We start from the raw sequence: 13,719 nt of genomic DNA, 5'->3' as shown, positions 1-13,719 counted from the left end.
TGGATAATGCGTCATGATCAGCGTATTCGATATTTTTAAAATCGGCATTGGCCCTTCCAGCTCGCATACCGTTGGCCCAATGAAAGCCGGAAAGCAATTCACTGACGATCTGATTGCCCGCAGCATGCTGCACGACGTGACCCGTGTGGTGGTGGACGTTTACGGTTCCCTCTCCCTGACCGGTAAAGGGCACCATACCGATATCGCTATTATTATGGGCCTGGCGGGTAACCTGCCGGATAGCGTCGACATTGATGCTATTCCGGGATTTATTCAGGATGTCAACACGCACGGCCGCCTGCTGCTGGCTAACGGCGAGCACGAAGTCGAGTTTCCTGTCGATCAATGCATGAACTTCCATGCCGATAACCTCTCGCTACATGAGAATGGCATGCGTATTACCGCGCTCGCGGGCGACAAGGTTATCTACAGCCAGACCTATTACTCCATCGGCGGCGGCTTTATTGTCGACGAAGAACATTTTGGCCAGACCAACAACGCGCCTGTCGACGTACCTTACCCGTACAAAAATGCGGCGGATCTGCAACGTCACTGCCAGGAAACCGGGCTGTCGCTCTCTGGCCTGATGATGAAGAACGAACTGGCGCTACACAGCAAAGAGGCGCTGGAACAGCATCTCGCGCGCGTCTGGGAAGTGATGCAGGGTGGTATTGAGCGCGGAATTAGCACCGAAGGCGTGCTGCCAGGCAAATTACGCGTTCCGCGTCGCGCCGCCGCGCTGCGTCGCATGCTGGTCAGCAGCGATAACACCAGTAAAGATCCGATGCAGGTCGTCGACTGGATCAACATGTTCGCACTGGCGGTCAACGAAGAGAACGCCGCCGGTGGCCGCGTAGTGACCGCGCCAACCAACGGCGCGTGCGGCATTGTGCCGGCAGTGCTGGCTTATTACGACAAGTTTATTCGCCAGGTGAACGCCAATTCACTGGCGCGCTACCTGCTGGTCGCCAGCGCGATTGGATCGCTCTATAAAATGAACGCGTCTATCTCCGGTGCTGAAGTGGGTTGCCAGGGCGAAGTCGGCGTAGCTTGTTCCATGGCCGCCGCAGGCCTTGCGGAACTGCTCGGCGCAAGCCCGGCGCAGGTCTGCATCGCGGCAGAAATCGGTATGGAACACAACCTCGGACTGACCTGCGATCCAGTCGCGGGCCAGGTACAGGTTCCGTGCATCGAGCGCAACGCCATTGCTTCGGTGAAAGCGGTGAACGCCGCGCGTATGGCCCTGCGCCGTACCAGCGAGCCGCGCGTCTGCCTGGATAAAGTCATCGAAACCATGTACGAAACCGGGAAAGATATGAACGCCAAGTACCGCGAAACCTCACGCGGTGGGCTGGCGATGAAGATCGTCACCTGCGATTAAGCCCAGGAAGATGCCTCGTTTTGCGAGGCATCTTCCTGATTATCCCCCGCTTCATAGCCTCACGCCGCACGCGATGTTACCCTTAGGCACGATTTCAAGGAGGGTATCTGTGGCTCATCTGTTAATTGTCGACGCGCTTAATCTTATCCGCCGGATCCACGCGGTGCAGGGATCGCCCTGTGTAGACACCTGCCTGCACGCGCTGGAGCAGCTTGTGGTTCACAGCCAGCCGACTCACGCCGTGGCGGTGTTCGATGATGAGGCCCGCAGCCAGGGCTGGCGCCACCAGTTATTACCCGACTATAAAGCCGGGCGACCTCCTATGCCGGAGACGCTTCATGCCGAGATGCCCGCGTTGCGCAGCGCCTTTGAGCAGCGCGGCATTCGTTGTTGGGCAACGCCGGGTAACGAAGCGGACGATCTCGCCGCGACGCTGGCGGTGAAAATGGCGCAGGCCGGGCAGCAGGCGACGATTGTTTCCACGGATAAAGGCTATTGCCAGCTGCTTTCCCCGACCATTCGCATCCGCGACTATTTCCAGAAACGCTGGCTGGATGCGCCCTTTATTGCGCAGGAGTATGGCGTCACGCCAGAGCAATTGCCGGATTACTGGGGGCTGGCGGGGATCAGCAGTTCTAAAGTGCCAGGCGTTGCTGGCATTGGCCCGAAAAGCGCCACCCAGTTGTTAAACACCTTCCCGACGCTGGAAGCGCTGTACGACAACCTCGCGGACGTGCCGGAAAAGTGGCGGCAAAAACTGGAAGCGCATAAAGCAATGGCCTTTATCTGTCGAGATGTCGCGCGTCTGCAAACAGATCTGCAACTGGACGGCAACTTACAACAGCTACGTCTGACGCGCTGAGCAAAGCCCGCACGGTGGCGGGCTTTTCGCCTCGCTTTAGACCTTATACGGATGGTGCTTCAGCCAATGTTCGGCGATATCCTGGCGACGGCAGATCCAGACGTCACTGTGGCTTTGCACGTAATCAAGAAAACGTTGCAGTGCGCGAAAGCGCCCGGGCCGCCCGAGCAGGCGGCAGTGCATGCCAATCGACATCATCTTTGGCGCATGCTCACCTTCTTCGTACAGCACATCGAAACTGTCTTTCAGGTAGGTATAAAACTGCTCGGCGGTGTTAAAACCCTGAGCCGTGGCAAAGCGCATATCATTGGCATCAAGCGTATACGGCACAATCAAATGCGGTTTCCCTTCCACCGTGGTCCAGAAGGGTAAATCATCGCCGTAATAATCGCTGTCGTAGAGAAAATCGCCCTGCTCGACCACCAGCTTGCGGGTGTTGGGGCTGTCACGCCCGGTATACCAGCCAAGCGGCTTTTTGCCGAACAGCGTTTGCAGGATTTCAATCGCCTGCTGCATGTGCTGTCGTTCGGTTTGAATATCGAGATCCTGATAATGGATCCAGCGCCAGCCGTGGCTTACTACATCGTAATCAGCCGCTTTGATCGCCGCGACAATCTCCGGGTTGCGCGCCAGCGCCATTGCCACGCCAAAAACCGTGAGCGGCAGGCCACGCTGCTGAAAAGCCTGATGAATACGCCAGAATCCGGCGCGCGATCCATATTCGTACAGCGAGTCCATCGACATATGCCGCGCGGGATAGCTGGCCGCGCCAATAATATCCGACAAAAATTGCTCTGAACCCGCGTCGCCATGCAGCACATGGTTCTCGCCGCCCTCTTCAAAATTAAGGACAAACTGGACGGCAATGCGCGCGCCGCCCGGCCAGCGGGGGTGCGGCGGTTTTCCCGCATAACCCGCCATATCGCGGGGGTAGTCGGCGGTGAAATGCCAGAAAGGTTTGTCCGTTGCTGATTGCATGCTGATTCGACCTCTTTACGGGGCCGCTTTCAGCAAAGCTGTTCAAAACATCCTGAAAGCGGCTTTTTATTGGGATACGCGAGATCGCCGTATTTACTGGTGCCAAGTCCCAGCGCGAGAAGAGATTCCACCATCTTCACCGCGGCCGTCACACCGTCGATCACCGGCATGCCCAGCTCTTGCGTCAGCTCGCGGGCAAGATTCGCCATGCCGCCGCAGCCCAGCACAATGGCACCGCTGTGATCTTCCCGTTTGGCTTGTATACAACGTTCGCGTACCTTTTGCTGAGCAAGACCCGTGCCATCTTCCAGCGCCAGTACAGGTAAATCGATCGCGTGCAGCGCAGCACAGTGATGTTCGAAGCCATACTGACGCAGTAAATGACGGGCAATAATTACCGTGCGCGGCAGCGTGGTAACAATCGAAAACCGCGTCGCCACTAGCGTTGCCAGGTGCATCGCCGCTTCAGCAATACCGACAACCGGCCCGCTCGCCAGCTCGCGCGCCGCCAGTAATCCGGGGTCACCAAAACAGGCAATCACGTGTCCCTGTGCGCCCTGGGTTTTACCCTGTTTGATTTGCTCCAGCACGCCAATCGCCGCAATGGCCTCATCAAAATGCCCTTCGATGGATTCCACCCCCTGCGAGGGGCAACTGGCGAGAATGGTGGTGCCGGGTGCCGCCACGCTGCGCGCCGCACGGGCAATGGTGTTGGTCATATCAGGGCTGGTATTGGGATTGATAACTTGTATACAAAACTGGCTCATCAGTGTTCTCCTGGGGCACCAAACAGTCGGGCAAAATCTGGCAATGTCTCGCCGCTGCGCTCAAAACGCAGGCTGGAAACGATGTGATCAAAGTGGTGGGCCATCGCATCACTGAGCCCTGACAGATCTTTTTTACGCAGCAGCGTAATCAGTTGGTCATGATCGTCACAGCGGCAACCGCGCTGCCAGGGCGCGCCCCAGGCGGCTATCACCAGCGACGAACGCTGCGCCAGCGTGGTGATAATGTCAGTCACCACCGCATTAGCGGAAATGGCCTGCAGCTGGATATGAAAAGCCGCAGAATGGCGGATAGCCGCCGCGCCATCATGGTTTTGATGCGCCTCTTCTTCCTGCGCGATGATCTTTTCCAGCCCGGCAAGGTGTGGCGGCTGAAGATGTTCCAGCACCAGCGGCAGGTTGGCGCATTCGATCATTTTACGGGTAGTAAAGATAGCTTTTGACTCTTCAACACTGGGATTGGCGACAAATGCACCACGTCTGGGCGTCATGGTGATCATTTGCACCGTCGCAAGGCGGGTTAATACTTTGCGGATCCCGGTACGGCTGACGCCAAAAACCTCCGCCAGCGCTTCTTCCGGCAGTTTACTTCCCGGTGGCAACTGATGTTCAACGATGGCGGTCATTAACGATTGCCAAATGACATGCTCTTTATCTTCCAGATCTGCAGGGGTTCGCAGCCCTATTTGCTGGTTCATAACGCACTTCCTTTGTTACTCAATTCATCTATTTTTGTATACACCGTTAATTTATTTTGTATACATAAAATTAAAACCTGGCCTGGTTAATGCAACGAGGGATAGCAGACTACACGTCACTATCTGTATTCAGAGGAGCAGAATCCATGCCAAACCTTGAACCAAATTACGATGCTCGCTACAGCCCACGCCTGACCAATGAAGATTTGGCGCCGACCCGCCATCAGACCTGGAGCTGGTACAATATTTTCTCTTTCTGGATGTCCGATGTGCATAGCATGGGCGGCTATGTGGTCGCCGCCAGCTTCTTCGCCTTAGGGCTTGCCAGCTGGCAGGTGCTACTTTGCCTGCTGTTGGGGATCTGTATTGTGCAGCTGTGCGCAAACCTGGTGGCGAAACCGAGCCAAATGGCCGGTGTGCCGTATGCGGTGATCTGCCGTCAGGCATTTGGCGTATTCGGCGCGAATATCCCGGCGGTGATCCGTGGGTTGATTGCGTTTGCGTGGTACGGCATTCAGACCTATCTGGCCGCCAACGCGTTGATGCTGGTGATCCTGAAGTTTTGGCCCGCCCTGACTCCCCTGACCAACGGCCATTTTCTGGGCCTGTCGCATTTGGGCTGGCTCTGTTTCGGCATTATGTGGGTGCTGCAAGCACTGGTGTTCTGGCACGGAATGAGCGCGATTAAACGCTTTATCGATATCGCAGGCCCGGCGGTATACGTGGTGATGATGGCGCTGGCAGGGTGGATCCTCTGGCAAACGGGTTTCGAGGGCATCTCTTTTACGCTCGCCAGCAAACAACTGACGGCCGGTGAGCAAACCTGGCAGATGATCACCGCGACAGCGTTAGTGGTTTCTTATTTCTCCGGCCCGCTGCTCAATTTTGGCGATTTTTCCCGCTATGGTAAAAGCATGCAGGAGATCCGCCGCGGCAACCGCTGGGGTTTGCCGTTTAACTTCCTGCTGTTTTCCATTGTCACAGTGGTGATTGTTTCCGGCACACAATCGCTGTTTGGCAAGATGATCACTGACCCTATCGAAACGGTGAGCCATGTAGGCAGCAGCCTGGCGATGGCAATTGGCCTGTTGACGATGATCACTGCCACTATCGGCATTAATATTGTGGCGAACTTTGTCTCCCCGGCCTTCGATTTTTCTAACTGCTCCCCGCAGAAAATCAGTTTCCGTACCGGTGGGATGATCGCAGCTATCGGCTCGGTACTGCTGACGCCGTGGAATTTGTTCCAGTCTCCGGAGTTGATCCACTACACGCTGGATGTGCTCGGCGCGTTTATTGGCCCGCTGTTCGGTATCTTACTGACCGATTTTTATCTGATTAAACGCGGAAATGTGTTTGTCGACGATCTGTTTACCGACTCACCAAACGGGCGTTACTGGTACAAAAACGGCTTCAACCCGAAAGCGATTGCGGCGCTGGTGCCGTCAGTGGCGGTTGGGCTGATTATTAGCTTTATTCCTGCGCTGCATGAAGTGGCCAACTTTAGCTGGTTTATTGGCGCGTTCCTTGGTGCGGGTTGCTACCGCTTTCTGGCACGCCGTGAACGCGAAGGTGTGAGCAGCACATTTACCGCCCAGCGCGTGACGGCAAAAGAGTAGAAACGACGAAGGCCTGAATCATTGCTGATTCAGGCCTTCTGAATAGTGGCGGAACGGACGGGACTCGAACCCGCGACCCCCTGCGTGACAGGCAGGTATTCTAACCGACTGAACTACCGCTCCGCGTTGTGTTCCTGTTAGGGAACGAGGCGCATATTACGGATTGCACCTGGTGCCGTCAACGCTTTTTCCATCGTTTTGAATTGTTTGCTGCAAAAATCACCCGTGCGGCGATTTTCCAGCGTTAACAAAACGATTTTACCCGCGCCACAGGCAGCTTCCGCCCTTCTTCTGCACTAAATCAAGCCGTGATTCATGGGCCATCAGCTCCTCATCACTGGCTAAAACCACGCGCAAGCGGTTTGCCTGACGAACAACACGCTGGATCCCCGCATCGCCTGTTTGCGTTTGCCCTTCGCCTTCCATCGCAAATTTCATTGATGTCTGGCCGCCGGTCATCATCAGATAGACATCGGCAAGGATTTGGGCATCGAGTAATGCCCCGTGCAGCGTACGTTTGCTGTTGTCTATTTCGTAACGCGAGCAGAGCGCATCGAGGCTGTTACGCTTGCCGGGGAACATTTTACGCGCCAGCGCCAGGCTGTCGGTGATTTTGCAAAACGTTTCGGTTTTTGGAATCTCGCGGTTCAGCTTGCTGAACTCATAATCCATAAAGCCGATATCAAACGACGCGTTATGAATGACCAGCTCCGCACCGCGGATATATTCAATAAACTCATCGGCAATGTCAGCAAACGTCGGTTTATCGAGCAGGAATTCGTCGGCGATACCGTGAACGCCAAACGCTTCCGGATCCACCAGCCGGTCGGGCTTGAGATAAATATGGTAATTATTACCGGTCAGGCGGCGGTTGATCACCTCCACCGCACCGATCTCAATAATCTTGTGCCCTTCATAGTGGGCGCCAATCTGGTTCATACCGGTGGTTTCGGTATCGAGGACGATCTGTCGTGTAATTGCTGTGCTCATAGCGGCCATTTATGTCAGACTTGTCGTTTTAAACACAGGAAGTCTACCAGAGATGCTTAAACAGGTAGAAATTTTCACCGACGGATCTTGTCTTGGCAATCCGGGTCCGGGCGGTTACGGGGCGATTTTACGCTATCGTCAGCATGAAAGATTGTTTAGCGAAGGCTACCGTCTGACCACCAATAACCGTATGGAACTGATGGCGGCTATTGTCGCACTGGAAGCGTTAAAAGAGCATTGCGAAGTGGTGCTCAGTACCGATAGCCAGTATGTGCGCCAGGGCATCACGCAGTGGATCCACAACTGGAAAAAGCGCGGCTGGAAAACAGCGGAAAAAAAACCGGTCAAGAATGTCGATCTCTGGAAGCGGCTCGATGCGGCGCTGAGCCAACATCAAATCCGCTGGGAGTGGGTAAAAGGCCACGCAGGCCATCCGGAAAACGAACGCTGCGATGAGCTGGCGCGCGCCGCCGCGATGAACCCAACTCAGGAAGATGTAGGCTATCAGCCGGAAAGTTAAGACTGGCGGGTCGCGCCCACGGGCTGGCGAACCCGGGGTTTACTGAGGCTTGACTTCATGGGGTTTAGCGTAAGCGGAATGGTGCGTTTGCGCGCGACGATAAGTTGCATACACCCCAGCGCCGGTAAATGCGTGCTAAGCAGTTTCCCGCCCTGTTTTGTCCAGGGTAGCACGCGAAAGCGGCTATAATGTAACACCTCGAAATTAAGCAACGATAGCCAGTCAAACTGGCGCATCAGGGTGAACATCCGGCTTTTTACCGCAGGCGATCGGCGCGCAAAAGGAACCGCTTTGCCAAGCCCAAGCAGGCTAATCGGGTTAAAACCGCTCATCACCAGCCAGCCGTCGTCAATTAACACCCGATCGACTTCCTGCAATAACCGATGCGGATCGGTACACCAGGGAAGCGTATGCGCCAGCAAGCAGGCATCTACCGATTTTTCTGCGAACGGTAAATGCAGCGGATCGGCTCTGACCTGCGCCGGTTCGCCGCTAAGGGAAACATTGACCTGGTGGGAAATAGCGCAGCTTTCGGCATTGATTTCCGCGCTCAGATTGCCGATCTTAAGCAAATGAAATCCATACATTTTTGCAAACCACGGCTTAAGTTCTCCTTCCAGCGCTTCACGGTAATGCGCGCCTTTAGGTAAATCGCTCCAGCTTGCAGGTGCGACCAATGTCTTAGGAGTCCTTGCCGGTTTCATCACAACCTTCCGCTACGCTTTGAGAGGTAATTTATGAATCTTAACAGTATTCCGGCGTTCCAGGATAACTACATCTGGGTGCTGAACAATGATGATGGTCGCTGCCTGATTGTCGATCCAGGTGAAGCCGCACCGGTATTACGCGCAGTAGAAGAAAACCAGTGGCAGCCGGAAGCTATCTTGCTCACCCATCATCACAACGACCACGTTGGCGGCGTGAACACGTTGCGTCAGCATTTCCCGGATATAGTGGTTTATGGGCCAGAAGAAACGCAAGATAAGGGAACCACCCAGATCGTTAAAGAGGGGGACGTTATCTCCGTTTTGGGACATGATTTTTCTGTCTTTGCCACGCCAGGTCACACTTTAGGACATATCTGTTTCTTCAGTTCCCCTTATCTATTTTGCGGTGACACACTATTTTCTGGTGGCTGTGGAAGATTGTTTGAAGGGACGGCAAGCCAGATGTATCAATCCTTTTGTAAGATCGATGCGCTTCCGGATGATACGGTGATTTGCTGCGCACACGAATATACTTTAGGGAATATGAAGTTTGCGATCAGCATCTTACCGCAGGATCCTGCACTTAACGAATATTATCGAAAAGTTAATGAGTTACGTGCGAAAAATCAAAAAACACTCCCCGTAATTCTGAAAAATGAACGGCGAATTAATTTATTTTTACGCACGGAAGATGCTGATTTAATTAATATAATTAACCAAGAAACAAAGTTGCAACACCCAGAGGAGCGTTTCGCATGGTTAAGGTCAAAGAAAGATAACTTCTGATATTTCCGGGTTGCCTTTTAAAGACGACGCCGTTATCATCGCTCGTCTTTTAAGCAACTACTATTGACACACACATGAAGGCAAAAGCGATCTTATTCGCCTCTGTCTTGCTTGCTGGGTGCCAGGCGTCTAACCACGACGGTACGGTACAACAGCACGCACAGAGCCTTTCTGCAGCTGGTCAAGGGGAAGCAGGGAAGTTTACTAGTCAGGCGCGGTGGATGGACGATGGAACATTCGCCGCCCAGAATAACAGTGACTTGTGGACCTCCATTAGCGACGAGCTAAAGATGGGAATTCCGGAAAATACCCGGATTCGCGAACAAAAACTCAAGTATTTAAGCAATAAGAGCTATCTCCACGATGTAACTTTACGGGCAGAGCCGTATATGTACTGGATAGCAGGGCAAGTTAAAAAACGTAACATGCCCATGGAACTGGTACTACTACCCATAGTGGAGAGCGCTTTTGACCCACACGCGACGTCTGGCGCCAATGCCGCAGGCATTTGGCAGATCATACCGAGCACCGGGCGAAATTATGGTTTAAAGCAGACTCGCAGCTACGATGCGCGTCGTGACATTGTGGCCTCTACCACGGCCGCGCTTGACATGATGCAGCGTCTCAACCGCATGTTTGATGGCGACTGGTTACTGACAGTTGCGGCTTATAACAGCGGTGAAGGTCGCGTGTTGAAAGCGATGAAAGCCAATAAATCGCGGGGTAAACCCACCGATTTCTGGTCACTTTCATTGCCGCAGGAAACCAAGATTTACGTGCCTAAAATGCTGGCTTTGAGCGATATTCTCAAAAACAGTAAGCGCTATGGCGTGAGTCTGCCAACACCAGACGAAAGCCGTGCGCTGGCGCGAGTCAGACTGAGCAGCCCCGTTGAGGTTGATCAGCTGGCAGAAATGGCCGGGATTTCGGTGAACAAACTGAAAACCTTTAACGCTGGCGTTAAAGGTTCGACGTTAGGTTCAGCGGGTCCGCAGTACGTGATGGTGCCGAAGAAACACGCCGATCAACTGCGTGAATCACTGGCCTCCGGCGAAATCGCCGCTGTACAGCCGACACAGCTTGCGGATAACACACCGCTGCAAGGCCGGAGCTACAAGGTTCGCTCAGGCGATACGCTTTCCGCCATCGCGGCGCGTCTCGGCGTTAGCGCAAAGGATATCCAGCAGTGGAATAACCTGCGCGGTTCGAACCTGAAAGTGGGCCAGAGTCTGACGGTGGGTGCAGGTAGCAGCGCACAGCGTCTCGCCAGCAACAGCGATAGCATTACCTATCGCGTACGCAAAGGTGATTCGTTATCGAGTATTGCGAAACGTCACGGCGTGAACATCCAGGATGTGATGCGCTGGAATAACGATACCGATAATCTGCAGCCAGGCGATCAGCTGACACTGTTTGTTAAGAACAGCGCCACACCGGATTCCTGATACAAACCGATAAAAAAGCACCGTTTCCCCACGGTGCTTTTTTTTGCTTGCTTGTCGCCCCTCAAGCCGGTTTAGCTGGGGTAAACTCCACCAGCAGCGGGTTGTGATCCGATGCGCGCGTCACCAGTACCGATGCTTCCTGCACATTCAAACCACGATAAAAAACAAAATCCAGCGGACGACCAAAGGCGCGGCGGCGATTGTCATCGGTGAAACGCACCTGTCGCAACGACATATCACGCGTAAAGCGATAGAGCGCATTCATGCGCGGCCGGCTCCAGGCGTTGAAATCCCCCGCCATAATCACAGGTCCGGCGTGGCGCATAATCTGATCGCCAATCGGCAACAACTGCTTGCTATAAACATCTACACCCAGACTGAAATTCACCGCATGGACATTCACTACCATCAGGTTACGTAAATCAGGCAGTGGGTACACTGTGACCAGCGCTGATTTCGCCAGCCGTAAAATCGGCTCCCGCTCACGCAGCGGGCAGCAATAGACCGGATGCGCAGATGAAAGCGTCATCACTCCAGAGGGATGTTGCGGCAGCACAAACGCGGGAACCTGATCGGCAGCAAGATAGTTAGTGGTCGCAAACCTGACCAGTTCGGGCGTGGTTTGCGCTTCCTGTAACAACACGAGATGCGCGTCTTTGCCAAAACTCTGCAGTACCGATAACCACTCAGCGCGCTGCTGCTTAAAGATATTCCATACCAGCACACGGATTTTTTCGTCGCTGCTTAAAGGCACACCCGCAGGCAACGCTTTGCCGATACTCGCGAAAGACCCCGGCGGTAAAATTCGCTCCGCTGGCTGTCCGGCAACATATCGCATGGCATAGGTATTCTTTGGCACTTTCGGCTTCAAACCTCATTGATTTCCGCACCCGGTTCCGGGGTGGTCATTCAGTTATAGGGATTTTAGCGCACACTTTCAACGCACAATCGGCAGAAAAACTACCGGTTATGGGTTAGTGAGCGCTTATTAATGCCACCCGCGCCGCGCGTGCGTGGCATCACAGGCTTCAACATGGTTAAATAGCGCCTGGATGAATAATATCGTTGCAGTGTTGCTACAGAGGCAATAATGAAAACCACCTCAGAAGAACTCGCGATTTTTGTGGCTGTTGTTGAAAGCGGCAGCTTCAGCCGGGCAGCGGAACGCCTGGGACAGGCGAACTCGGCAATCAGCCGTGCAGTAAAAAAACTGGAAAACAAGCTGGGCGTAAATTTGCTTAATCGCACCACGCGCCAGCTCAGTTTAACCGAAGAAGGCGAGCGCTATTTCCGTCGAGTACAAAGCGTGTTACAGGAGATGGCGGCCGCAGAAACAGAGGTGATGGAAACGAAATCCACGCCGCGCGGCACGCTGCGCATTGATGCGGCAACGCCGGTCGTGCTGCATTTTCTTATGCCGCTGATTAAACCGTTTCGTGAACGCTACCCGGAAATCAATCTTTCTCTGGTCTCAAGCGAGACGTTTATCAATTTGATTGAGCGCAAAGTGGATGTGGCAATCCGCGTGGGCAAATTAACGGATTCCAGCCTGCGCGCCCGTCCGCTGTTCAAGAGCTATCGAAAAATTATCGCCTCACCGGATTACCTCGCTCGCTGTGGCAAGCCTGAAACCGTCGAAGAGTTGCGTAATCATGTGTTACTCGGGTTTACCGAACCGGTCTCCCTTAATACCTGGCCGATTGCCTCTGCCGATGGTCAACTGTTTGAAGCCACGCCGGATATCTCCTCAAATAGCGGAGAAACACTCAAACATTTGTGTCTGAGCGGTAACGGTATCGCCAGTTTATCGGACTATATGATTGATAAGGAGCTGGCAAGCGGGGAACTGGTGGATTTGCTGGCGGATAAGCGCCTGCCGGTAGAGATGCCTTTTAGTGCGGTTTATTACAGTGACCGTGCGGTGAGTACGCGTATACGCGCCTTTATCGATTTTATTAGCGAACATCTGCCGCAATAACAACAACGGGAGCATTACGCTCCCGTTAAATTTCTGCTTAATCCCACTTCGGCGCCAGGCCTTCCGGGCTGACCAGACGGTCATTGCAATCAAGCTTCGCGATTTCCGCTTTATCTTCCGCATCCAGCTTCAGCGACTGTGCCAGCAGGTTGCTTGCCAGGTTCTCACGCTTGGTCGAGGACGGGATAACCGCATAACCTTCGCCCATCGCCCATGCCAGGATGACCTGTGCCGGCGTGGCGTTATGTTTCTGTGCGATACGTCCAATCACTTCGTCTTTCAGCGCTTTACCGTATGCGAGCGTCATGTAAGAGGTGATATGGATACCGTGCTGTTTCGCCCAGTCAACGACTTTGCGGTTTTGCAGATACGGCGACAATTCAATCTGGTTAGTGGCGATGTTTTCCGCGCCCACAGCGGCAATCGCCTGCTCCATCAGCGGAATGGTGAAGTTCGATACCCCAATCTGGCGTGTCAGCCCCTGCGCTTTTGCCTTCATCAGCTCCTGCATAGAGACATCAACCGCCACAGCGGCACCCGGAGACGGCCAGTGGATCAGGGTCAGATCAACATAATCCGTGCCTAATTTTTTCAGGCTCTCTTTCAGGCTGGGGATCAGTTTGTCAGTGCCCAAATTTTCGGTCCAGATTTTGGTGGTAATAAACAGCTCTTCACGCGCAACGCCGCTCTGAGCCAGCGCTTCGCCAATGGCAGCTTCGTTACCATAGATCTGCGCGGTATCAATCACGCGATAGCCCAGTTCAAGGGCGTTTTTTACAGAAGCGATAACCGCTTCGTCAGTTAAACGGAAGGTGCCAAGACCAAATGCAGGGATAGCCATAAGAATTCCTCTTTCTGATTTCGTAATGTTTCGTTGCGCTGATTATTCCCCGCTTCAGCAAGGGGAAAAAGAGGCGAAAACGCAGAGGTTTTTTGCCAGAGAAGCAAAAGTAAGGAATTCGGAGCGTAA

General features: G+C 53.8%; 14 protein-coding genes and 1 tRNA gene. 7 read left to right on the top strand and 8 right to left on the bottom strand.

All coding sequences use genetic code 11. The features are described 5' to 3' along the window. The first annotated feature begins 13 nt into the window (after positions 1 to 13). Together IP581_RS04360 and xni are read left to right on the top strand one after the other, a co-directional pair. Entirely contained in the window at positions 14 to 1,381 is a 1,368-nt protein-coding gene (locus IP581_RS04360) for an L-serine ammonia-lyase (protein ID WP_086873138.1), read from the top strand. Between the two features lie 109 nt (positions 1,382 to 1,490). Next, positions 1,491 to 2,243 (top strand): flap endonuclease Xni, encoded by a 753-nt coding sequence (xni, locus tag IP581_RS04355; RefSeq protein WP_228007813.1) that lies wholly within the window; start codon positions 1,491 to 1,493, stop codon positions 2,241 to 2,243. Between the two features lie 36 nt (positions 2,244 to 2,279). On the opposite strand, the gene puuE is transcribed toward xni, so the two are convergent. The 3 genes from puuE to IP581_RS04340 are packed head-to-tail and all read right to left on the bottom strand — an operon-like array spanning position 2,280 to position 4,704. After that, positions 2,280 to 3,221 carry an allantoinase PuuE gene (gene puuE / locus IP581_RS04350; RefSeq protein ID WP_193821834.1) on the bottom strand — a complete coding sequence of 314 codons (942 nt, stop codon included), beginning with the start codon at positions 3,219 to 3,221 and terminating at the stop codon, positions 2,280 to 2,282. 29 nt (positions 3,222 to 3,250) lie between these two features. Next, entirely contained in the window at positions 3,251 to 3,988 is a 738-nt protein-coding gene (locus IP581_RS04345; protein ID WP_193821833.1) for an aspartate/glutamate racemase family protein, read from the bottom strand. Then, on the bottom strand, positions 3,988 to 4,704 hold the full coding sequence (locus IP581_RS04340; protein ID WP_097401334.1) for a GntR family transcriptional regulator: 717 nt from the start codon (positions 4,702 to 4,704) through the stop codon (positions 3,988 to 3,990). The genes IP581_RS04345 and IP581_RS04340 overlap by 1 nt, the downstream gene beginning before the upstream one ends. A 146-nt stretch (positions 4,705 to 4,850) precedes the next feature. Here IP581_RS04340 and IP581_RS04335 point away from each other — a divergent pair, with 146 nt between their 5' ends. Further along, the gene (locus IP581_RS04335; RefSeq protein ID WP_193821832.1) at positions 4,851 to 6,323 is read left to right on the top strand and encodes an NCS1 family nucleobase:cation symporter-1; all 1,473 of its coding nucleotides are present in this window, start codon (positions 4,851 to 4,853) and stop codon (positions 6,321 to 6,323) included. Positions 6,324 to 6,369: 46 nt separating this feature from the next. On the opposite strand, the gene IP581_RS04330 is transcribed toward IP581_RS04335, so the two are convergent. Further along, positions 6,370 to 6,446: transfer RNA gene (locus IP581_RS04330), tRNA-Asp, on the bottom strand. Positions 6,447 to 6,581: 135 nt separating this feature from the next. Then, positions 6,582 to 7,313: a DNA polymerase III subunit epsilon gene (dnaQ, locus tag IP581_RS04325; protein ID WP_086873132.1), complete on the bottom strand. Its 732-nt coding sequence runs from the start codon at positions 7,311 to 7,313 to the stop codon at positions 6,582 to 6,584. Here dnaQ and rnhA point away from each other — a divergent pair. Continuing rightward, positions 7,267 to 7,833: a ribonuclease HI gene (gene rnhA / locus IP581_RS04320; protein ID WP_161796289.1), complete on the top strand. Its 567-nt coding sequence runs from the start codon at positions 7,267 to 7,269 to the stop codon at positions 7,831 to 7,833. The genes dnaQ and rnhA overlap by 47 nt on opposite strands. Here the strand turns inward: rnhA and IP581_RS04315 are convergent. Next, entirely contained in the window at positions 7,830 to 8,537 is a 708-nt protein-coding gene (locus IP581_RS04315) for a class I SAM-dependent methyltransferase (protein ID WP_086873131.1), read from the bottom strand. The two genes, rnhA and IP581_RS04315, sit on opposite strands and share 4 nt — an antisense overlap. Before the next feature lie 33 nt (positions 8,538 to 8,570). Here IP581_RS04315 and gloB point away from each other — a divergent pair, with 33 nt between their 5' ends. After that, positions 8,571 to 9,326, top strand: a complete 756-nt coding sequence (gloB, locus tag IP581_RS04310) for a hydroxyacylglutathione hydrolase (RefSeq protein ID WP_193821831.1) — start codon at positions 8,571 to 8,573, stop codon at positions 9,324 to 9,326. 74 nt (positions 9,327 to 9,400) lie between these two features. Beyond that, positions 9,401 to 10,771, top strand: coding sequence for a murein transglycosylase D (mltD, locus tag IP581_RS04305; protein ID WP_193821830.1), 1,371 nt, complete (start codon positions 9,401 to 9,403; stop codon positions 10,769 to 10,771). 61 nt (positions 10,772 to 10,832) lie between these two features. Here the strand turns inward: mltD and IP581_RS04300 are convergent, their stop codons facing one another. Then, complete coding sequence (locus IP581_RS04300; RefSeq protein WP_071908240.1) at positions 10,833 to 11,630, bottom strand: endonuclease/exonuclease/phosphatase family protein; 798 nt, start codon at positions 11,628 to 11,630, stop codon at positions 10,833 to 10,835. Between the two features lie 231 nt (positions 11,631 to 11,861). Here IP581_RS04300 and yafC point away from each other — a divergent pair, with 231 nt between their 5' ends. Next, positions 11,862 to 12,749, top strand: coding sequence for a DNA-binding transcriptional regulator YafC (gene yafC / locus IP581_RS04295; RefSeq protein ID WP_086873128.1), 888 nt, complete (start codon positions 11,862 to 11,864; stop codon positions 12,747 to 12,749). Positions 12,750 to 12,786: 37 nt separating this feature from the next. Here the strand turns inward: yafC and dkgB are convergent, their stop codons facing one another. Further along, positions 12,787 to 13,590, bottom strand: coding sequence for a 2,5-didehydrogluconate reductase DkgB (gene dkgB, locus IP581_RS04290; RefSeq protein WP_193821829.1), 804 nt, complete (start codon positions 13,588 to 13,590; stop codon positions 12,787 to 12,789). Positions 13,591 to 13,719 lie beyond the last annotated feature (129 nt).

Source organism: Kosakonia pseudosacchari, assembly GCF_015167415.1.
GTDB classification, from domain to species: domain Bacteria; phylum Pseudomonadota; class Gammaproteobacteria; order Enterobacterales; family Enterobacteriaceae; genus Kosakonia; species Kosakonia pseudosacchari.
Note: the sequence above shows the minus strand (reverse complement) of the source record. Positions and strands in the feature narration are given on the sequence as shown.